This window comes from Roseovarius sp. M141 (genome assembly GCF_024355225.1).
Taxonomy (GTDB): domain Bacteria; phylum Pseudomonadota; class Alphaproteobacteria; order Rhodobacterales; family Rhodobacteraceae; genus Roseovarius.
In genome coordinates, this window is sequence record NZ_VCNH01000008.1 from 2,800,430 (window position 1) to 2,821,038 (window position 20,609).

Genomic DNA, 20,609 nt, shown 5'->3' on the forward strand with positions numbered 1-20,609 from the left:
TTGCCCTGCCAGGAGGGAAAGGTTGGACGCGGGCTAAGTCGACGCAACCGACCCGAACGTTTCTGTCGGGAAACGACATGAACAGGACAAATCATGAGTATCAAACCACCATTCACGGATATCAGCATCCAAAAGGCGCCATCGGGATTTTACCAAGGCAACAGCCTGCCAATCGCATTAATATCGAAACTGTCGATGGCGCTTCTCGTCATCTGGGCACTGGTCCTGCCCGCCAATGCAAATGGTGTGCTTGGGAGCCTTAACTGGAGGCTGCTGGAGGATTTCAATGCTTTCTATATCGTCATTGTCGGCTTTTTCGCCTTTTTTCTTTTTATCGTCGCGGCCCTGCCGCAAACCGGCAAGCGGATCATGGGCACGCCAGGCGTAGCCCCGGAATTTTCCAATTTCTCGTGGTTCTCGATGATGTTCGGTGCCGGTCTGGGCGTAGGCTTGATGGTGTTCGCTACCGCAGAGCCGCTTGGCCTTTGGGGCTCGAACCCTGAAATCATCAAGGGTGGCGTTGCCGCCAATAGCGTTGAGTCATTGCAGTCTGGCTATCGATATACCTTCCTGCATTACGGCTTTCACGCTTGGGCGATCTATGTGGTCACGGGTCTCTGCCTAGCCTACTACTCTTATACCCGTGACATGCCTCTGACCATCCGCTCGGCACTGACGCCGCTTTTCGGCAGGCATATGAACGGGATTCTGGGTCATATCGTCGATATTCTTGGCATCGTGGCCACAATCCTCGGGGTGTCGGTCACCATCGGATTTGGTGTCAGCCAATTTATCGACGGCGTCTATGCGATTACCGGCATGGACTGGATGATGGACATGAGCGGGGACGCCCCCGCACCGGGTTCCGTCGGCCTGATCGCCGGACTTGTTGCGATCATGGGCATGTCGATCATCTCGGCGGTCTCGGGCGTCGGGCGTGGGGTCAAATACCTGTCGAACCTCAACCTTGTGCTGTCGCTAATCCTCCTGCTGGTCTTCGTCATTTTCGGCTCGTTTGCTTTCGCGATGTCGACCTATGGATCGGCCTTCATCGATTATGTCGCGCATTTCACCCAGCTCAGCTTTGGCCCATATATGCCGCTGTCCGAGACGGCATTTACCGCAGCCCTTCCGGCTGAAGCAGCACCGCTCGCGGGTGAGCTTTACTCAGGTGCCACCAATGCCTGGGGCTCGTTCGACGCATTTCAAGGTGGATTGACTGGCGCCGCGGCGGAACTCCCCGCACAGGTGCAGCAGGCAGCCTACGCGGCAGGATCCGAAGGTCGGCTCTTTGGTTGGCAGGCCGGTTGGACGACGTTCTACTGGGCCTGGTGGATCGCGTTTTCGCCTTTCGTCGGACTGTTCCTTGCCCGCATTTCCAAGGGTCGCTCGGTGCGCGAATTCATCATCGGCTGCGTCTTTGCACCGGCGATGGTCTGCTTTGCCTGGATGACCATTCTTGGCGCAACGGCAATCGATCTGGAGCTGACTGGCGGCGCCAACGGTGAAATCATCGGCGCGTCGAACACCGCCAAGCTCTTCGTGACATTGGGCCAGATGATATCCGGCGGGTTCCTGACCACTATCACCGTGATGTGTGTCATCTTGATCATGACCTTCCTGGTCACCTCGGCAGACTCGGGCATCCTTGTGATGAATACGATTATGTCGGGCGGCGCGGAAGAGACCGATATCAAGCACCGCATCGTCTGGGGTGTGATCCTGACGCTGGTCATCGGTACGCTTCTGGTGGCGGGCAAGAACGGCTCCGGCTCAGACCCGATGGAGGCCCTGAAGAGTGCCATGATCATCGGGGCGCTGCCGTTCACGATGGTGATGGGGCTGATGTGCGTCGCGCTGGTGAAGGCGCTTTACCGCGACGGATTGCGCGACAAGCATGCGGAAACAGTCGCCGCAGCTGAGTAACCCGATACAAGAAATCAAAAACGGCGCCTTAAATGGCGCCGTTTTCTACGGCTGGGGCTGTTAATCTCTGCCCGGAAGTGACCCAGTTCTCTCATCGAGAACGCGCCCCTTCAGGCTATGTGTTGGGGGTCAGGCTGGGGTCAAGACATCATTGTCCTGCCTTTTATTCCACACAGCTACGGCCGAACTGGCCTTGAATCGAACGCTGTCGTTTCGCTCTTCAGGATGTGGCTGCGGTGGGTTACCCACGCAAATCTTGCTATGGGAGAGAGATCCACAGATTTATGCTCATCGCGCGTTCGCGGCCCAGCTCTGCCACCGGCATCCCGCCCTCAGCCTGGCGCAGGATCGCGAGAATTTGGGGGTCGTTAAATCTCCTCACGTTTATCAGAATTCCCCCGGCATCTTGCTAAGAAAATTCTACGTTCGCATTTTTTTTGGTTTTGAAGGATTACAAATCCATCAATGTAGTCACCCAGTGGTTGAATGAAATTGACCGAAGTCGCCAAAAGTTGTATTCTATATTGAACACACCACCACAGGATATATGGCGACTGGTCATGAATGTCGGATATTTGATTATTGGCGCGCTACTCGGCAGTATTTCAGCCATGGTCAGTCTATTTCTCGGCTCATCACTTCTTTTGGCAATCGCTTTTTTTATCGTTGTGAGCGGTGTCGTGATATTTTTTTTGGCAGCCCTGCAATATGCGCTGCACTGACAATGGGTTTCATTGGAAGCCGGAAGGGGAGAGATTAGAGCGTGATATGCCGAAGTGGCATTCGCGGTCCAGTCAACCTTTAGATCCGATGCAAGCTCGACCACATCTCCAAGGGCTATGGGTGAATCTGGTTGTGGAGTGACTTGAAGACTGGAGGCGTATCTGGTTGGATTGTCGTTGCAGCATCACCGACCAACCCTTGAGGACACGCCACCACACAAGAAGTTAACAGTGTCGGATTCACTGATCGGGACGTGGTTTTCGCATTCTCGTACAGATCCAAGACAAGCGCACGCTGCGCCCCTGAGCAATGGGCATCATCTGAGATGGCTGAAACCTGCGAGGCCGCGGTCAAAGCGCCCGATCTGTTCACGACAGACTACAAGCCAAAAAACGCGCAAACTACGCGGCATCACCCACCTCGCCGACGTCATTCACGGCGTCGAGGTCGCCAACCGCATCTGGCACTCAACTTCTGATCAGGTTACCGCGTGGGCACTACCGGAACACCCGTTTTGACAACAAATCCAGTTTCAACTTGAAATATTTTAACAGGCTCCCTCACCGGTGAAGACCACTTTTATCGTTTTCAAGATGATCTTGGCGTCTCGACCCATGGACCAGTTTTTCACATATTCCGAGTCAATCTCCACGCGCTCTTCAAAAGACAAGGCATTTCTGCCGGACACCTGCCAAAGCCCGGTTACACCGGGCCGCGTTGCCAAATAAGTAGCCCGATGTATACCATAGCGATCAACTTCTGCGGCGGTGACCGGGCGTGGACCAACAATCGACATATGCCCAAGGAGTACATTGAGGAATTGCGGTAGTTCGTCCAAACTGGTTGTTCGCAAAAATTTGCCAATGCCAGGCACGATCCGAGGGTCATGCGTCAGCTTTTGGTGTTCCTCGAACTCCTTTCGATCTCTGGGGTTTGCGGCAAGGTGGGCTTTTAAACGTTCATCGGCATCAACCGTCATTGTACGCAATTTCAGGCATGGAAATTCTTCTCCACCAAATCCGATTCTATAGTGGACAAAGAAAGCTGGCCCACGACTGACCACCTTAATCCACACGACACTGATTATGACGATTCCGAAGCTGGCCGTAATTGCTATAATTGCAAATAATATATCAAAATTTCGCTTAATTGCGCCGCCTAGCGGTTGGCTGGTCCCGATGTTATTCAAACTACTACTACCTCTTCCAAACACACAAACCACCCTCAACCTCATGGCCCCGCTAGGAAACCCATTACCATTTACCGTTTGTTAACTACCTGCCACAATCAACGCTTAGCGAGATAGTTCCCAAAAACTTGGAAAACCACGCTGTTGTGGTCGATTAAGCTGAATTATGCCTATTCGAAGGCGGACTTCCTCTTGCGCGCTGCGACCACCCTGCTTGGATTGGAACCGTCGCAGGGTTCAGGGTGAGTTGGCCAAAGCGATTGGCTTGACCCCGTGATCTTGCATGACGCCGCAGTCGGTGTACGACGTACGCCCGATCCACGGCAGTGCGTGCTTGGACGGAGGGACCACCAGAGACGCCGCTCGCGTCCTGGTTGGCTGCCTCCTGTTCCACTCCTCGGTAGTTACGATGAGCCAGAAACTCTTTCTTATCACATACCGCTATTTGGCCCGATAGGCGCGACGTCAAACAAGACTGCTATTGCCTGACCTTCTGATTTGGCGAAATCTCGTACGCTGCGACCCAGTCGACCTCTAGCCGAGCGGGTAGCGCACTGTCGCTGACATTGCCTGGCCATTTCCCCCCTAGTGCCAAGTTTAGCACCATAAACATTGGGACATTGTGATTAGGCTTTGTTTCTATCGTTTTGACAGGCTGCCTGTTGAAGTAAAACACAGTTTGATCAGGCGTCCAGAGCACACCGTAGGCATTAAAGTCAGCACCAGGGTTAACATTCAAAACCGCTGAACCACTTTTCTTATTGTCCGGCATGACGTCCCAGTGAGCTGTGGTGTAATATCTGTCCGTCCTTGTTCCGATGAACTCCATTACGTCGATTTCCGGCGGCCATGCGGGTAGCCCCTTGGGCGTGTGTGCGTGATGTGTTTTCAGCCAGAATGCAGACCACAACCCCTGCCCGACTGGCACCTTTATGCGTGCCTCGAAGTATCCGTAAGTCTGCTCGAAGGTATTCTGAGACGATAGCAAACCGGATGTATATGCGAAGCCATCGAGATACGGCATCGCATCCGATCTTGCACGGCGGCCCGTAATACCCAGAACCCCGTCACGGATATCGAACGGATTCAACCCCAGAGGCGTATCGCCGGTGCCCGAAAAACCTGGATCAACGTAGATTTGTTGTTCTTTGTTGGCTTGCAGTGTCCTCCCACGAAATTCGTCGTAGCGGCCATGGTTGTAGTGGTGCCGCCAAATATCATGATCAGGCGAGGATCCCAAAAAATCATCGAGGAACTGACGCTCCAGCCGGACCTCAAGCGGTGCATCAATGACATCCGACATCTCAGACTTCGCGGCGGTCGACCTTGGCACGGCAAGGTCCAGGACTTGCGGTGCCGTGGCGCCACACTCACCGGTGTGACCAGCCCAACACGTTCGAGTTTCCGCACTCTGTAACACGGAAGGAAAAAGCAAAGCCGAAGCCATCAATCCTAAGTATGTGATTGTCAAAATTCGACAGGGCATGTTGTCACCGTTCTCCGCGCTAGGGCCTGTGATCGTCTACACGCTTGGCGATCACGGGCCCGAACTTTTGAACCCAGCGGTACATTGAGACCTGATCAGGAACAATCCCTCGCTCGGCCAGCAGATCCCGGACGTCGGCGTAAGACGGTGGAAACCGACAATACCAGCGGACAGCGAGAAGGATCATGTTTCGCGGATACCGGCGCCCATTGAACGGATTGCGCCGCATGACAGCCCCCTTTTCTACAGTGGGTCATAGTCAGCATCACCATGGCGAGCCCGCCAATACAACAATCCCCATCAGAATGGCTCGCCGAGCGCCAGATAGAGAGAGACGCGGTTACTCAGCAGATCCGCCTCGGTTTCGATCACGTCCACCTGCCGGCCGATCTGGAACTCCTGCAGTTGCAGCAAGCCGAGCATGTCGATCGTGCCCGCGATGTAATTGTCGTTCGCGAATTCGAGCGCCGAGGTCGCGTCGGTAAGCGACTGGCGCCAGTTCGCGAGTTGCCGACGCAGGACCCGTTCGTTGGCCAGGGCCGTTTCCACCTCCTTGAACGCCTTCAGAACGGTCTGGCCGTAATTCGCGACCGCCTCCGCCTGCTTGGCGTTCATCCGCGCGATATCCGCTTCCAGCGCGCCGCCGGCAAAGATCGGTTGCAGTAGGCTGACACCGATCCGGAGGAACTGCGGATTTGCGCCGGTCAATAGAAAATCGGGGTCCAGCAGGCTTCCGCCGGCGGCACTGATCGATATGCCCGGAAGGCGCGTCAGTTTCGCGACATCGACTTTGTAGAAGGCAGCGATCACCCGGTTGCGCGCAGCGGCCACGTCCGGGCGCCGGTCGAGCAGCGACAGCGGCAGTCCCGACGCCGGCAGCGCTCCGGGCATTCTGGGATAGCTCTGGGTTGCCCGCAATTTCAGCGCCGGGTAGCGGCCCAGCAACAATTCGAGGCCGCCGATGGCCTCGTTCTGGGTTGTTTCGATCTCGCTCGTAGCCGCTCTGGCGGCATTGAGCCGCGAACTGGCCTGTGCGACATCGAAATCCGAGACCAAACCTTCCGCAACCTGTTCCTCGGTAAGTCGCAAAAGGTGGGCATAGATATCGGCCGACTTGATACTGACGGATTTCAGACGCCTGAGCTGGATATTGGCGATCCAGCTTCGCGCGACGGTGGCGGCGATGGATTGCTGGGCGTAGATCGCGTCATCCGCGACACTGCGCGCCACCGCGACGCTCGCCGCCCGGTCCGACCGCAAGCGCCCCCAGACATCCAGTTCCCAGGATGCCACCAGCAGGGCACCGCGCTCTTGCGAGTTGCGGTTGCGCGTGTAGTTCCGGGACGCCTGCGCGCCGGCCTCGAACCCGACCTGGGGCAGAATTGGCGCGCCGGCGATCACCACCGTCTGCAGCGCCGCCTCGACCCGAGCCGCAGCGGCGGCCAGATCGCGATTGTTGCGCAGCGCCTCGTTGACCAGGCTTGTCATGTTCGGATCGCGGAAACTGGCGACCCAGTTGCCGCCGACGGCTGACGTGGGCGCGCCGGTCGTGGACCAGGCAGCCGGTACGACCGTTCCGGGAGGAAGCGCCTGCGTCATAATGTCGGTGTTGGACGGCGGGGGCTGTATCTCGCAGGCCGAGATCGCCAGAAACGTCGCGCCTGCGATCAGGAGCTTCGGTCCCAAGGCTGTCTTTCGAATAGTCATGACCCTGCGCCCCCTATCGGCTTCAGAACGGAAGTGGATACAGCCAGCGGCCCCATGTGTGGGTGCGCAGCGAAATCTGGCCGAGCCAGGTGAACGGGTTGTCGCTGGTCAGGATCAGCGCGGCGCCCTGAACGCCGATCGGCAGCGGCACCGTCGGATCGTCCAGCGTGATCCTGACCGGAAACCGCACTTCCTTGTCCAGCGGAATATCCGGGAAGAGCGGCAGGCGGCCCGAGGGCAGAAACTGACCCTTGCGGCTTGCCCAGATGATTTCCTCGACCTTGCCGCTGAAATGTTCTCCGGGATGGGTGTTCAGCGTCACGACCACCGGCTGGCCCGGTTCCACGAATTTCAGGTTCTCCTGCCGGTACGCGGCCAGAAGATAGGGATTCTCGTCGACGATCAGGCTTGCGATAGCGCCAGCCCGAATGATGCCGGCGACCATGCCCGACTGCACTTGCAGGTTCACGATCACCCCGTCCTGCGGCGCCTTCATATCGGTCTGGTCAAGGTAATACTGAGCCTGAGCCTGGGCCTCCTGCGCCTGGATCACGGTGGTATTCACACCGTCGATCTGAGACGCGTAGGACAGCTCGGCGCGTTTCTGGGATTCCTGATCCTTGGCCAGTGTCGCTTCGGCTGATGCCACGCGCGAGTTCCATTCGTCAGCCGCTTCCTGCGAGGCGGCCCGCTGCGACGCAAGGTTGGAGAAGCGTTTCTGCTGTATCATGGCGAAGTCCAGTTCCGACTGCGCCCGCGCGACCGCGTCCTTGGCGATCGCGATATCCGCTTCGAGGATCTTCACGTTCTGCTGGGCTTCGACCAGGGCCGCCTCGGCCCCGCGCGCTTGCGACTGATAGATCGACTTGTCAAAGACGAACAGGATGTCGCCCTTCTTGACCGGCATGTTCTCCTTGACCAGAACCTCGGCGACGAGCGTGGGTTCAGGCAGCCGTGGCACCAGCTGTACGGTATGGCGCACAACCCGGACATCGGTGGAAAAGGGCGAATAGAACCGCGCGCCCACCATCGGAACCAGAATGAGATGGACGATGAAAAACAGCGAAAACACCCCCCATCCCGGGGTCAGGCGCATCAGCTTGAACCTGTAGAACACCAGCCACATGAACGCGACATAGACAAAGGTGATGACCAGAACACCGAGCATGATCTAGGCTTTGTCCGTGCTGTCGGATTCGGGTTTCGGCGGGGTTTCTCGTGTCGGCGCATCCTTCTGGGGCGGTTCGCCGTCTGGCGTTGTGCCATAGGCATAGGCCATGAGCCGGGCCAGATCTTCCTTCTCGGCTTCCTGCTCTTCTTTTGGAAAGCGCCGGATATCAACCTTGTCAGTGGGTTTGAACGCCCAAATGAAGGCTTGGATCCAGGGCACGACTGCCAGAAACCCGACCCAGCCCATGGTATAGACGGCTTCTGCGTCCGGGTGCTTGCGGGCGACCGCGATCCGGCCCGGCAGCCCCAGAATCCGGGTCACCACATACAACCCGCCGATCATGGTAAGAAACCCGCATCCGAGCGTGATCCAATCCCAGAAGTAGTATGAGTTGCGAAACGCGGCAAAGCCGCTCTCGGCCTGTTCCATCATGCTCCCCAATCTGCCGTTGCCTGCGCGCGCCGCCCCAGATCATCATTCGCCGCCCTCTTCGATGGACACCCGGCAAAGCGATCTCCCGGTGCTGCGGATCGCGACCGGCCCGGCCCACCGGGACGAGCGCCTGACTATTGCAATCTGAACGCGGTCGGGGCTGTGCAATAACGATACAAACAGTCAACAATATTCAACTGACCGGCAGCTTACCGACTCTCGACGCCTCGCGCTAGCCCGCAATAGTTTATCCAGATATCCTGGATCATGCGGCGAAACTGGATGAATGAGGTGAAGGGCCAGCGACCCCTTTCCGCGCTACGGCTGGGGATAGTCATCGCGAAATCCAAGGCTAGCGCGTAGTCTAATCGTCGGCCGATCCGTGCAACATGTATAACCGCCCCTTGCGCAAGAGGTATTTTCAGAGCTGATCTTGGCGCGTCATCGGGTGCTGACATGTATCCGGCCTTGTATGCGGCGTCATACATGCCGCGGGCCCGTATGGTGTTCGAAGGTCGGGTCCAGATCAAAGCCGCGTGCTCGATGGCACTCTGTTGCACACTGGTTCTCCCGATCCCGTCTCACGACTGTTGCGCCAAACTTCTCCCTGCCCTCTTACGCTCCGACGTCCTCGCGACCTACAGCGGGCTTATGCCGCTGCGGCCGGAGACTGGTAGACGCCGCCCCGGGCCATAAGGGCCCAGACGATCCGCGCCATTTTGTTCGCGAGCGCCACCCGCACCAGCATTGGTGGCTTGCGTGACAGCATCCCGCCCAGCCAAGTGCCTGGCTGGGCCGCAGCATGGGTGTGCCGTTTGATGATGACGCTGTTGGCACCGATGATCAGCAACCGCCGTAAGGATCGCTCGCCCATCTTGGTCGTAGCCCCAAGCCGCTGTTTGCCACCGGTTGAATGCTGTCGCGGCACAAGACCCAGCCAGGCCGCAAAATCGCGTGCCTTGCGGAATGTCTCGGGCGGCGGCGCAAGGGTCGCGATGGCCGTGGCGATCAGAGGACCGATGCCCGGAACCGTCATCAGACGCCGTGCCACATCATTTTCCTTTGCCCGGTGGGTGATCTCGGCATCAAGCTTTCCGATCTCCGCGTCCAGATGGCACAGCGTCGCGATCAGCACCTTCAAGGTGGCCATCGCATCGGTCGGCAAGCTGCTGTCCGGATCCTCAACAATCGCGACCAGCCGCTTGGCATTGGCCACTCCTTGCGGCACAATCTGCCCGAACTCTGTCAGATGTCCGCGCAGGGCGTTGACCACCTGCGTGCGCTGCCGGATCAGAAGCTCTCGGCCCCGAAAGACCATCGCTGCCCCTTGGGTCTCTTCGCTCTTCACGGGCACAAAGCGCATCGTCGGGCGCTGCGCAGCTTCGCAAATGGCCTCGGCATCGGCGGCATCATTCTTCTGGCGTTTAACGAATGGCTTCACGTAGGCGGGTGGGATGAGCCGCACGTCGTGGCCAAGCTTGCCGATCTCTCGGCCCCAGAAATGAGCGCCGCCGCAAGCTTCCATTGCGACGACACACGGCGGCAGTTGACCCAAGAACTCCAGCACCTGCGCTCGCCGCAACTTCTTACGCAGAACCGCTCGACCTGCGCCGTCGGCTCCATGCACCTGGAATACACTCTTCGCCAGATCGAGCCCGACAGTGATAATCTCCGACATGACCGTCCTCCTTTGTGGATCAGCGCAGACCCACCTTGGCACATTGATGCCGCCGGGGGGCGGTTACAGCATCAGAGCCAGCCTCAATCAGAACCCGGCATGAACGGCAAATCTGTAACTTCAATATCGATTCCGGCTTGGGAATACAGAGGCGGGAGCTGGCCTCGGCGATTTTGCGGACCCGTGTTCAGAAGATGTTGCATAGATCTTCCGAGCTTTGTTTGCCCTTCTCTCCTCAAGCGAACGGCGCGCGCAATGTCCTTTGATTTCCCATTGATCGGACCCCCCTCAACTATGAACCATACCACATTCCTCATACCCGGTGTGGCGGTGACGGGCCTTGCACTTGCGTCCACCACGGCGCCAACCAGCTTGCTCACGGCACTTTAATAGACGAAGCGTTAGCAATCTGAGAGCAAAGAGCGGTGAGACGATGCCCGATGACGTTCACCCGCAAATACAGGCCATCATAGATCATACACTCAAACTGGGCATCCCAAAGATACGGGCCCTTTCGACTGGTGCGGCCCGATCGCTGATTGAGACTATGGCTGCTGCAAGACGCTTGGACTATCCTCCCCCTGAGGTTTTCAAGGTTGAAAACACCTCTACAGGGCCGGGCTATAGCCATGTCCTCGTTCGAATCTACAGAACATCTTCGGATGTTCGGGCGCCAGTCATCGTTTTCTATCATGGTGGAGGATATGTGTTTGGCAGCCTGGACACATACGATACCACGGCCCGTTTTTTGGCCCGCGCAACTGGATGCACTCTGGTTTCGGTCGATTACAGGATGGGCCTTCGGCCCAGCCCCTGAAAGTAAATATTGAAGCCCGCAGGATTGCGCCTGTGGGCTTTTTCATATGATTTGACGATGCCTATTTCGTTGGAATGATTTGCAACACAAAAGTCCATCAAGCTCACATTCACCTCAAGACCTTCATCAACTGGTCCTTTGAGACGGGTTTTCTTTGGCTCTTTAGTGGCGTTTTCGTGCTGGGGTTTGCGGACAGAATAAGGAATGCCTATTGGGTCAGAAAGCACTGCGTTCCCCTAGTTAAGAATCCAGAAACATTGATTGATTCTCATTGCGGAATGGGCATCGATAGCCTTGCAAACCTTTGGCATAGGCTGGGCTCTCATAGGTTCGCTTCTTATGGTAGTAATTCTTGCGGTCATGAAAAAATCGACTTCGGCAAAGCGAATGATTGCCGTTTTCCTGTTTGGCGCGAGCATAGACTTTGCTATGAACAGTTGGGGCTTCTTGCTTGTTTGAGATCGATTCAACATTTACATAAAGTCCCTTTCGTAAATCCGGCCCTTGGCCAGACCGAGCCTCATCGCGGGCATTTTCTTGTCCTACCGGGTTCGCACCAGTCGTGGCAGAAGCGATAGATCTCCGCTATCTTCACCATCAGTTCGGGCTTGTAGAGGTAGTAGCGGTCCCAGGTATGTCTGGTAATGTCGGCGATCCCGGCGCGGGCCGCAAAGCGGATATTGCTGCGGAACTTGTGGAAATATGAATCGACGCTGCGCAGCGTTGCAAGCCGCAAGAGACGCGCCTTCCACCACATGAGATTGCGGGAAGATGACGGGCCGGACCTGCAAGCCGGAAGAACCCTATGCTTCAACAAGCCCGCTACTGAACCGACCCGTCGTTTCCTGTTCACTGTGTCAAAGAGCAGCGGATCTAGTCTCCCGATATCAACATCGGGCGAAACAAGGCAGAAAGCCCTTCCATGAAATGGATAACATGTTGCACCTGCGATAGATCAGCCATGGCGGCCCCCTATGACACAGATCGCTGCCTCACCCTCTGCGGCCCGGTCACTCCTCGGGCAGGGCAAACATACGGTAGACGTTGGTGAGGATGCGCGACGCCCCGCGCCCACCAAAATGATCGCCCAAGATCGCGTAGATCTCATTGGAGGCGTAAAGCGAGCCAAGCGTCTGGTTGGTGGTCAACAACAGGTCCTGCCGCGCCGGGTTGATGCATACCCCGTAAAGCTCGACCGAATAGATGTCTTTGGCCACCCCGAATTTCTCTTCGTTCTCCATCACCGCCCCCTGTAAGAGGATTTGATCGCCAAAGACCGCCTTGACTTCGCCGGCCTCGATCGCCGCAAGCCCGGTGGCGTAATCTTCGTACAGGGTGGCCTGTGGGTCGACACCAAAATCGTTCTGCCACATGGTATTTAGCCTGTTGACCGCCGTGGTTCCACCCACCAGACCGACCTTGGCTTCCGCCAGTGTTTTCAGTTCAACGCCGGTATCAGATTTTGCCGTGGCATAGGTAATGCCGGTCACAAAATACGGGAAGGAAAAGGCGCAGGACGACAGCCGCGCCCGCGTCATCGACGTGGAATCGCACAGGATGTCAAAGGTTGGCTCCCTAGCCTCCATCATCTCCTCACGCTTGGGCGCGGTGAAGCCAAAGACCACGACTTTCAGGTCCGGGTGACCCTCGAGATAGCTGTCCACAATGCGGTGACAGATATCAACGCTGAACCCTTCATAGGCAGCCTGAACCGTGCCACCGGTGAGCGCACCGCTTTCGGTCTGGGCGGAAAACGGCGGCGCATCTTCACGGAACCCCACACGCAGTGTTGTTTCATCGGCCTGCGCGCCGGAGGCCAAACCGATCAGGATGCTCATGACGGCACAAAGATGCGCTCTCATGTCGGGCAACACCCCGAGCCGCATGTCCGGTATCCCGGTGGGCAGGACGGCGCATTCGATGTCACTGTGTCGCCTTCGGGTCCGACCAGGTGAACCACGCATCCCGCCGTCGAGGCCCATGCTGCGGGCGCAGTCAACAGCATCGCCATCGCAAGCCCAAAAGCCCATATCCTTATGCATCGCGTCATCGCGTTCTCCCTTTTCATCTTTCGGTTCCTCATCCGCCCCGTCTCTCCAGAACGTCCGTCACAAGGATCGCCAACTCATGCGTATTGATCCCGCGGTTCTCCGGTTTCACCGTACCGTCGCGGTCATCATAGCCGCGTTGATGGACCAACACGACTTCCAGCGTGTCGCGGTCCAGAACCGGACTGCCGGAGCTGGACTTGGTCGTGTCGCAGCCATGCCCCCACGCGAGGTCCTTGATCCGGGGCACAATCTTGCCCTTGTCGTTGATCAACCGACCGTCGAAAACGCCATCCGTCAGTCGGCAATCGTCGTCATCGGAAATCGACATGGCCTCCGCGCCATAGTGTTGTAGCACTAATAATTCCTGGCCCGGCACCGGCGCGGTATCCGCGATGGTAAAAACCGCAGGCACGTCGGCGGGTCGGTCCAGTTCCAGAAAGGCAAGGTCATGGGTCCGCGACATATGGGCCAGTCGCACGCCAAAGCGCCCTGCTCCGTTTGGCTTCCCCAGATCGGTATAGCCCAGCACCAGCTCGGCGAATTTGCCATCCAGCCCATATTCCACGCAATGGGCCGCCGTCACCGCAATGGTCGTGCTGATCATGAAGGTAGTGCAATGCACGAACCGTTTCGGCGCGCCATCCGTCTCATCCGTGTCGCCGTAATGGATCGATAAAAATCCCACCGCACGGGTTAAATCCTGTAGGTCTAGATCCATCGAATGCCCCTTGACCGGCACCAAGTTCAATCCGTTGACCGGAGTTTGCGTCATGATGGCGATCTCGCGCCAACTGATGATGCGCACCTCTGCCTCGCCGGGCGCAGTGAAGTACACGTCACGGCTGTCGAAATAACGCGTCCAGGCGCCTGCGCGTGCGTCACGGGCTGGAATGCGTTGTTTCAGGCGGCCTGAGAGGTCAAGGATCTCTACTGGCTGATCCGCGTCGGGCACCGACAGCCACGCCCGCCAAGGCCGGTCGTCGGCCAAGTGCGGGGCGGTCACCGTGATCTCGGTCAGCGCGCCCAACACCACTTCGGTCACATGCGCGTCGGCCGGCACCACGAATTCCTGCAAGGCCTTACCAGTTTGCTGGCCCATTACCGGCGCAGAACAGGCCAGCGCAAGGATCAGTGCCAGACTGTGGAGGACGCCGCGCATCACCTATTTCACCACGGAGAAATAAATGTCGCTGATTTCCGAAAATTTCAGCGGTTCCCAGAAGCCGTCCTCAAGCTGGCCCTGCAAACAGGTGTCGGTCACCAGACAAGGGTTGTGCTGGCGGTTGCGGGTGCCGAACGGCCCCGAAGCGACGCTGACCTTTTCGCCGGTGTCGCGGTCTTGACAGGCCATCGCTCCATCAAAGATCGGCGCACCGGGCTCGCTGTCGTCGCGCTCCGAGGCCCCTGTAATGTGGATACGGTACATCTCGTGCCACGGGCATTGCTTATGCGAGGTCGCGGAGCTGGAGGTGGAATTGAACACCGTCAGCTTGGGATGGCGCTCCACGCCGACCTGCAACTCGATTCGCTCGAAACTGCGCGTGGTGCCCCTGTGAGGTCCCTTGCGATAGGTCACCTGGTACTTGTAAGGGTTGCGCAGCGCGGCTTCAGGGTCGATTACCCCGGCAAAGAGCATGCCTTGCCGTGCCACCTCGTCGCGGCGTGCGGCTTTGTATCCGACCATCAGTTCCGAAGCGTTGCCATTGTCCGGCGTCCAGTAAGGTCGCGCGGTCGAGACCAATCGTTTTTTTAGCTGCGAGGCGCGCAGATCAGGGTAACGCGCGGCCAGTTGCGCCGCGATGCCGGTGACAAACACCGTAGCTACAGAGGTGCCATCGCGCAGGCTTTCGGTTTTCAACGCGGTGAGCCGGTCGGAGCCTTCGTCAAGGGTGAACCCCTGATCCGCGCCTAGGATCGCCTGTCCGGGTGCGGCAAGTGTCACCGCGGAGCCGTGATTTGCCCATCTGATCATTATCGGGCGCGCGTGGCCTGCGGCACTGGCGCTTGGCTTGATCGCGCCCACGGTAATCACATTCTTGCGATCGCTGAGGCAGGCCGGAAAGTAATCGCATTCTGCGTCCTGCACATCGGCTTTCCGCGCTTGAGTGAATTGCAGGTATTTGCCGGGGCTTGCTGCATCGGCGGACTGTCGCACCGCCTGTCCAGCGGCAACAACAAACAACCCTTTGTCACCCACCTGTCCCATCTGTTCCAATAGCCGTTCGATTAGCCGTTGCGCGTCACGCTTGGCATGTTCATCACCGATATGCAGGTAGCTTTCGCTGAGGCTGATGTTGATGATCGCAGGGGCCGGTGCGTGGCCGCCATCTTCTTCGGCGTCTTCGATCACATCATAGATGCGCTCCTTCGACCCTTTCACATGGTTGAGCATCCTCTCGGACGATACCAGCCCGGTGCGCTTGTCATAAACCGACCAGCCGCGCACCTTGTTTTCAAACAACCCGGCAGCCCATTCGCCCTGCGGGTTCAACAGACCAAGGCCAAAGTGCCCGTCCGCCCTGTCGGAACCGCCCAGTAACAGGCCCATGATGAACTCACCGTGGCTCAGCGGCGCATTCAGCGCGCTCACATCGGCAAACTGCTGGTTGACCAGCTGGCAAACGTTTGACCAGTCAAATGGCAGTGCATTGGCGCCGATCAGTTTGTCGTTGTTCTCTTCCTGGGTGCCTAGAATTTCGTCTTCAAAGGCCTGCCCGAAACTCTTGAGTTGGGACTGCAGCGACTGCGCCGTTTCCATCAACCGCGATTTGACCTCCGGGTTCTGGTGGGCTTGGAATGCATCGATGACAAATACGTAATGCAGCTCATTTGGCCCGGCCATCGTCCCGGTTGGGTAGAAGGATGTCCGGTAATTCTCTACGTGAGTTTTGATGCCGTCCAGATTGGAGAGCTGATCGCCTTTGCTAAGGTTGATAACACAGGGAAACTGTTTGCCCGGCGCGGCTTCGGTCAGATCGACATTTACAAAACTGCGCGCCTGAGTCTGGGTGCCCAGCAAGCTGGTGTCATGCCAACGTAGCTTGTCCCCACTCCGGTCGATGTCTTCGAGTTCATACATGACCGACCGGATCTTGCTGCGATCCTCATCCGTTGCCAAGAATTCCACATCCACGCCGCCCGCCAGAACGCGATGCTGGGTCATGCCGTCCACGCGAATTGCGCCCAGATTACAGAAATCGCGGTCCGCATCGGGCAGATAGCGGCGATAGGGGCCAAAGCGGGCACAATTCTGGGGCTGTGACTCGGTGACCTCATGTTCGGATTTCAATACGGTAATGCTGGGAATCGCATCATAGCCAGTGTGCTTCTTGAGGGACTTCATCGTCGCCCGCGCGCTTGGATAATCGCCGCGCCGATAGACCAGCCCATAGGCCTCCAGCGCCTTATCAGCGTCGTTGCAGTTCAGGTTGGCCCCGGCCTCGCGCAACACCCGTGACCAGAGCGACCTGGTCGTCCCGTTCGTCTGGGCCAGCGCGCTGCCTAGCTGGCTTGGTGCCAGGAACGAGTCTGGCCCCACTGCGCGCGCCATGACGTTTAGGAACTCCTCCGCGCCCAGCGCGATCTCAAGATTGCGCAGCGCATCCCTCAGCGCCGGATCGGCACCGCTCAATAGGCCATAGCGCAGCTCGAAATCGGCCGTGATCAACCGGTGCGCATCTTCAAGTTCAAAATCCGCTAGCGTGTCGGGCACGGTGACGCCCGTGCGACTGCGCTTCTCGGCCAGTGTGTCGCTGACCAGAGTAAACCGCACTTGGCGCGTGCCACTGTCCCACAGATTGCTCGCCTCATCCAGCATGTCGCGGAACGCGCGATCCGCGTCGTTGGGACGGTCGCGCACAATCACCGGGGACAGGCCCTTGTTGACGCAACGGCTGCGCCAAAACGTCCGGTCAATCGGAATCGGGCGCAGCACTTCCGGCGCGGTTTCCGCCAGCCGGGCCAGCATCCGGCCCAAATCGCTGTCCACCGAATGACCATAGAGCGAGACCACATAGCGGACGCGGTGTTCGTCATAGGTGGGTACTTGGTTCTTTGCCGGACTGCGTGGTTCTTGCGTTTCAGTTGCAACCGCCGTCGGGCGCATCCGCGGGACCTGCAATGATTGCACCCAAACAGGTCTTAAAGCTGATGGTTTTTGCACCCGGCGGCTATGGTCCGGGGTGCGGGCCACGGAATTCACATTTGCGGTTAGCGTCGAAGAGGCCGCACGCGGCACGACAACGTCGCGTTCGCCGCAAATGCTGCCGCCCCAGTTGCCCAATATGCCTTGCAAGGCACAGTTCGCATCCTGCACCAACAGATCAATCTGCAACGGATCCACCGTTTCGCCCGTCTTCAAACGCATACGCATATCCGCAAGAGACATCAGCATGGGCCGCAATGCGGCGGTGATTGCGGGGTCTTTTGAATTCCTAATCTGAAGTTCAAGCGCCGCGCGCATAGCGAGGATCCGCTGGGCGCGGGCGCGGCGGGATTCATCCTGGCGGAAAATTTCAACCCCGCGGATTTCGGCCTCGACCTGAGCACCATATTTCGCCGCAGCCGACATCTGTTCGGCCTGTGCGGACCCAAAAGCGAATATAAAACAAACAGCAAGGGGCTTCAGAGCGTGCATCACGGTCTTGTCCTTTCGGGTTTGTTGTTAATTGGCAGCTGTCTCCAACGCCGACGTCAGCTTGTTTAGATCCGCTTCCGACGGCACGGAAAGGTCGGTCTGGGCAAGCGCGATCGGCACGTAATCATTGGATTCATTCAGCATCAGATCTTTAACCAATAGCTTGCGGTCCCCGTCCGACAGGTCGCCGGCAAAATTCACCTCATCCTTGAAATGCACCTTGGTCAGCGCCCAAATCAGCGTACCCTCGCGGGTAAAGGTGCTGTCGTCCTGACCGGATCCTTTGACACCGAATTTCTCGAAGATCTTGTCCAGCGACAGGTTCGCCGTCCAGGATCGGCTCAGTTTGTATTCCTCGGCACCACTGTACCTGCCATACAGCACCAGCACTTGGCGGTTCGCAATCGCCGCAAGGCAATCGGTATCGGCATACATCTGTTCCAGCAGTTCGCGGTTCGCAAGCGCCAGTTCGGCACCCGAAAAACTCACTTTATATTCAATGGCCTTTGCCCCATCGACGGACAACTGACCGGCCAGTGGCTGCGCAGTTTCCGCGTCAACTTTGTAACGTTGGTTGGCCCCGAGCTTCAAGCTCAACGGGTTCTGCTTCACGTTGACATTGTCGCAAGCGCCGGAATAGGCCTGCGCATATCCTTCGCCTGCAAATACCGTTCCAATGGCGTAGCTTTCCGAGACCAGCCAAGGCGCCCAGATCACCGATTCTTGTTCGGTAGGCGACAATTGCGCCTTCAATTCCTCCAGCCGCGCGGTGCGTGCGGAACCTTCGGCATTCACGCCCGGATCGTGAACTGTCCAATAAAGCACCCCAAGAACGAGACCGAATAGTATAATTATTTTTAACACGGTGGCGGTTTGCATTTCGGTTTCCGGCACGTCAAATTTCTATAAAAATGAAGAACTATGTGGAAATTATACAATATCCTGGCTTTTGAGTCACGAACCTTCTTCCGCGGGAACTGTAACACAACCGCTGTGGCAGCTGACCACTAAGGTAAGGAACGTCTGAAAAACCTCCCGCTTTTGGAGTGATTTGGCAGACTTAGGGCCCGTCCAAGGAGCCGTTCCGATGCCGAAGCAGCCCGGCTTTCCCGGTTTTCGCGATGCGATGAAGAAGCAGACACGGCGTGAACTGTTCTTGGCGGAGATGTGTGAAACGGCATGCGAAATTGACCCACTTGGGTGGGTTATGAGCGAGTAAAATTGACACTCCTGCCACGTTAGCCTCCGCGCCGAATATGTGCGCAGATACAGCGGTCTAAGGGACTGTATGGGGCCGAACAGCAATGGGTGAAATTAGAAACTGGCGGAGGACAGTCCGCCATATCCACATGATCTCTATTTATTACTGTTTATCTTCAGTTGCTTGCAAATCTCCGCACAGATGAATGTGTGGCAAATTGTGTGGCATCCAAATGGCTGAATAGTGTTGGCTGCGGGAGCTAGATCTGGAGACTTTTTCGCAACACTTCGAGAAGCGCGGATTGCGCGATGAGGCAGGTTGCAAACGACCAAATGTGTAGCCCTAGATATCTCCCAAGACCCTCGGCCGTAATGTCCCCACTGGAGCTGATATGCCACCACAGATCGGATGCAAAACGCCCATAGCCTCATCGCAACCTGTGTGTCATTGCCAAGTACCAGAAAAAAACAAGGCTGTGTCTTGATATCGTGTTGGTCGGCCTTCGTTTTGCCAGAAATGGCCAATATTCCACTCTGGTCGCAATAAACCGGAGGCCTCCGTGTCATTGAAGCAAGCCACGAATATCAGCCAGCACGCGTTCCGTCAGTTCCTCGATCGGATCATCCAGCTTACCCCGCGACAGATTGAGGATCTGCTTTCGCGGGCGCACGATGTCCGCCAGAGGCGGGCTGCATTGGCAGAAATAGAAACACGAACAGAACAAGAACGCAAGTGCCCACATTGCAACGAAGAGAGGCGCCAGAAATGGGGACAAACGCGAACCGGTGTGCAGCGTTATCGCTGCGACTGCTGTCTGCGAACTTACTCTGGTCTCACCGGAACCGAGATTTGCGGACTGCACCGGCACGATCTTTTCTTGGAGGTTATCCGGAATATGCTGTCGGACACGCCTCTCTCGTGTCGCAAACTCGCCGCGCGTCTCGGACTTACAAAAGATACGATATGGCGGTGGCGGATGATTATTCTGGAATCACTTGCAGAGGCTTGCGACAAGGATTTTAGCGGCGTTGTGGAGGTCGATGAGACCTATCAGCGAGAAAGCCGGAAAGGCTCTCGTGAGTGGGCAAATCACGCGGCTAACTCCAACCAGTATCCCGCTCCACCTCGGCCGCAGTGGTATGTTTATCGCAGCGGACGGATCAAGATGGCGCGCGGCCTCTCGCAGTGGCAGATCCCCTTGCTGACTGTGATGGATCGGGGCGGCAGGCGTCTCTTCGCACCGATCGCAAACCGCCGAAACCGGACAATCGAAATCGCCCTGGCACCGATCATTCCAGATGATGCGGTGCTATGTAGCGATGGCTTGAGACCATATCGCTCTTTCTGCAAAAAGCACAGCCTCACACACTACGAGGTCTCGAACAAACTTGGGAAACGGGTTGTCGCCGGCGCGTTCCACATCCAGAACGTCAATGCGTTGCACGCGCGATACGATGCTTTCATTCGACCGTTCTGCGGACCAGCGACGAAATATCTCTACCGCTATCTGCGCTGGTTCCTCCTTCGCGCCAAAATCAAGCCCGAAGCCGCCTTTCAGAGCATCCTCGCAGCAACCTGATCAGGAGATCTGA

At 57.4% G+C, this 20,609-nt stretch carries 17 protein-coding genes; 5 read left to right on the forward strand and 12 right to left on the reverse strand.

All coding sequences use genetic code 11. The annotated features are described in order from the left end of the window. Positions 1-93: 93 nt before the first annotated feature. Positions 94-1,926 carry a BCCT family transporter gene (locus tag FGD77_RS17495; protein WP_255011608.1) on the forward strand — a complete coding sequence of 611 codons (1,833 nt, stop codon included), beginning with the start codon at positions 94-96 and terminating at the stop codon, positions 1,924-1,926. A gap of 560 nt (positions 1,927-2,486) precedes the next feature. Beyond that, positions 2,487-2,648: a hypothetical protein gene (locus FGD77_RS17500; protein ID WP_255011610.1), complete on the forward strand. Its 162-nt coding sequence runs from the start codon at positions 2,487-2,489 to the stop codon at positions 2,646-2,648. 548 nt (positions 2,649-3,196) lie between these two features. On the opposite strand, the gene FGD77_RS17505 is transcribed toward FGD77_RS17500, so the two are convergent. From FGD77_RS17505 to FGD77_RS17530, 6 genes are all read right to left on the reverse strand, one after another. Beyond that, on the reverse strand, positions 3,197-3,838 hold the full coding sequence (locus FGD77_RS17505) for a sugar transferase (protein WP_255011617.1): 642 nt from the start codon (positions 3,836-3,838) through the stop codon (positions 3,197-3,199). Positions 3,839-4,316: 478 nt separating this feature from the next. After that, entirely contained in the window at positions 4,317-5,141 is an 825-nt protein-coding gene (locus FGD77_RS17510) for a family 16 glycosylhydrolase (RefSeq protein WP_255011618.1), read from the reverse strand. A gap of 483 nt (positions 5,142-5,624) precedes the next feature. Beyond that, positions 5,625-7,031, reverse strand: a complete 1,407-nt coding sequence (locus FGD77_RS17515) for an efflux transporter outer membrane subunit (protein ID WP_255011623.1) — start codon at positions 7,029-7,031, stop codon at positions 5,625-5,627. 22 nt (positions 7,032-7,053) lie between these two features. Beyond that, positions 7,054-8,199: an HlyD family secretion protein gene (locus FGD77_RS17520; RefSeq protein ID WP_255011626.1), complete on the reverse strand. Its 1,146-nt coding sequence runs from the start codon at positions 8,197-8,199 to the stop codon at positions 7,054-7,056. Between the two features lie 3 nt (positions 8,200-8,202). Beyond that, positions 8,203-8,631, reverse strand: coding sequence for a DUF3302 domain-containing protein (locus FGD77_RS17525; protein ID WP_255011627.1), 429 nt, complete (start codon positions 8,629-8,631; stop codon positions 8,203-8,205). Positions 8,632-9,283: 652 nt separating this feature from the next. After that, positions 9,284-10,312 (reverse strand): IS110 family transposase, encoded by a 1,029-nt coding sequence (locus tag FGD77_RS17530; protein WP_255011633.1) that lies wholly within the window; start codon positions 10,310-10,312, stop codon positions 9,284-9,286. Positions 10,313-10,859: 547 nt separating this feature from the next. Between FGD77_RS17530 and FGD77_RS22495 the strand changes: the two genes are divergently transcribed. Continuing rightward, positions 10,860-11,129 (forward strand): alpha/beta hydrolase fold domain-containing protein, encoded by a 270-nt coding sequence (locus FGD77_RS22495; protein ID WP_369682767.1) that lies wholly within the window; start codon positions 10,860-10,862, stop codon positions 11,127-11,129. Here FGD77_RS22495 and FGD77_RS17535 read toward each other — a convergent pair. The 6 genes from FGD77_RS17535 to FGD77_RS17560 form a co-directional block, all read right to left on the reverse strand. Beyond that, positions 11,099-11,356 (reverse strand): hypothetical protein, encoded by a 258-nt coding sequence (locus FGD77_RS17535; protein ID WP_255011636.1) that lies wholly within the window; start codon positions 11,354-11,356, stop codon positions 11,099-11,101. The two genes, FGD77_RS22495 and FGD77_RS17535, sit on opposite strands and share 31 nt — an antisense overlap. Positions 11,357-11,649: 293 nt before the next feature. Next, positions 11,650-11,865, reverse strand: coding sequence for a hypothetical protein (locus FGD77_RS17540; RefSeq protein ID WP_255011638.1), 216 nt, complete (start codon positions 11,863-11,865; stop codon positions 11,650-11,652). Between the two features lie 274 nt (positions 11,866-12,139). Continuing rightward, positions 12,140-13,111, reverse strand: a complete 972-nt coding sequence (locus tag FGD77_RS17545; protein ID WP_255011644.1) for a transporter substrate-binding domain-containing protein — start codon at positions 13,109-13,111, stop codon at positions 12,140-12,142. Between the two features lie 97 nt (positions 13,112-13,208). Next, a complete protein-coding gene (locus FGD77_RS17550; protein ID WP_255011646.1) occupies positions 13,209-14,339 on the reverse strand; it encodes a serine protease in 1,131 nt (376 codons plus the stop codon). 3 nt (positions 14,340-14,342) lie between these two features. Then, positions 14,343-17,816, reverse strand: coding sequence for a S8 family serine peptidase (locus FGD77_RS17555; RefSeq protein WP_255011649.1), 3,474 nt, complete (start codon positions 17,814-17,816; stop codon positions 14,343-14,345). Between the two features lie 27 nt (positions 17,817-17,843). Further along, positions 17,844-18,695, reverse strand: coding sequence for a hypothetical protein (locus FGD77_RS17560; RefSeq protein WP_255011652.1), 852 nt, complete (start codon positions 18,693-18,695; stop codon positions 17,844-17,846). Between the two features lie 208 nt (positions 18,696-18,903). On the opposite strand from FGD77_RS17560, the gene FGD77_RS17565 reads away from it, so the two are divergent. Both FGD77_RS17565 and FGD77_RS17570 read left to right on the forward strand, forming a co-directional pair. After that, complete coding sequence (locus FGD77_RS17565; RefSeq protein ID WP_255011655.1) at positions 18,904-19,035, forward strand: hypothetical protein; 132 nt, start codon at positions 18,904-18,906, stop codon at positions 19,033-19,035. Between the two features lie 541 nt (positions 19,036-19,576). Next, positions 19,577-20,596, forward strand: coding sequence for an IS1595 family transposase (locus tag FGD77_RS17570; RefSeq protein ID WP_255005374.1), 1,020 nt, complete (start codon positions 19,577-19,579; stop codon positions 20,594-20,596). Positions 20,597-20,609: the final 13 nt, after the last annotated feature.

Bases quoted from the DNA above. Each gene is read 5' to 3' on its own strand.
- FGD77_RS17555 (WP_255011649.1), bottom strand. From the start codon at position 17,816: ATGCACGCTCTGAAGCCCCTTGCTGTTTGTTTTATATTCGCTTTTGGG.
- FGD77_RS22495 (WP_369682767.1), top strand. From the start codon at position 10,860: ATGGCTGCTGCAAGACGCTTGGACTATCCTCCCCCTGAGGTTTTCAAG.
- FGD77_RS17530 (WP_255011633.1), bottom strand. From the start codon at position 10,312: ATGTCGGAGATTATCACTGTCGGGCTCGATCTGGCGAAGAGTGTATTC.
- FGD77_RS17545 (WP_255011644.1), bottom strand. From the start codon at position 13,111: ATGGGCCTCGACGGCGGGATGCGTGGTTCACCTGGTCGGACCCGAAGG.
- FGD77_RS17525 (WP_255011627.1), bottom strand. From the start codon at position 8,631: ATGGAACAGGCCGAGAGCGGCTTTGCCGCGTTTCGCAACTCATACTAC.
- FGD77_RS17565 (WP_255011655.1), top strand. From the start codon at position 18,904: ATGCCGAAGCAGCCCGGCTTTCCCGGTTTTCGCGATGCGATGAAGAAG.
- FGD77_RS17550 (WP_255011646.1), bottom strand. From the start codon at position 14,339: ATGCGCGGCGTCCTCCACAGTCTGGCACTGATCCTTGCGCTGGCCTGT.
- FGD77_RS17495 (WP_255011608.1), top strand. From the start codon at position 94: ATGAGTATCAAACCACCATTCACGGATATCAGCATCCAAAAGGCGCCA.
- FGD77_RS17510 (WP_255011618.1), bottom strand. From the start codon at position 5,141: ATGTCGGATGTCATTGATGCACCGCTTGAGGTCCGGCTGGAGCGTCAG.
- FGD77_RS17500 (WP_255011610.1), top strand. From the start codon at position 2,487: ATGAATGTCGGATATTTGATTATTGGCGCGCTACTCGGCAGTATTTCA.
- FGD77_RS17515 (WP_255011623.1), bottom strand. From the start codon at position 7,031: ATGACTATTCGAAAGACAGCCTTGGGACCGAAGCTCCTGATCGCAGGC.
- FGD77_RS17560 (WP_255011652.1), bottom strand. From the start codon at position 18,695: ATGCAAACCGCCACCGTGTTAAAAATAATTATACTATTCGGTCTCGTT.
- FGD77_RS17520 (WP_255011626.1), bottom strand. From the start codon at position 8,199: ATGCTCGGTGTTCTGGTCATCACCTTTGTCTATGTCGCGTTCATGTGG.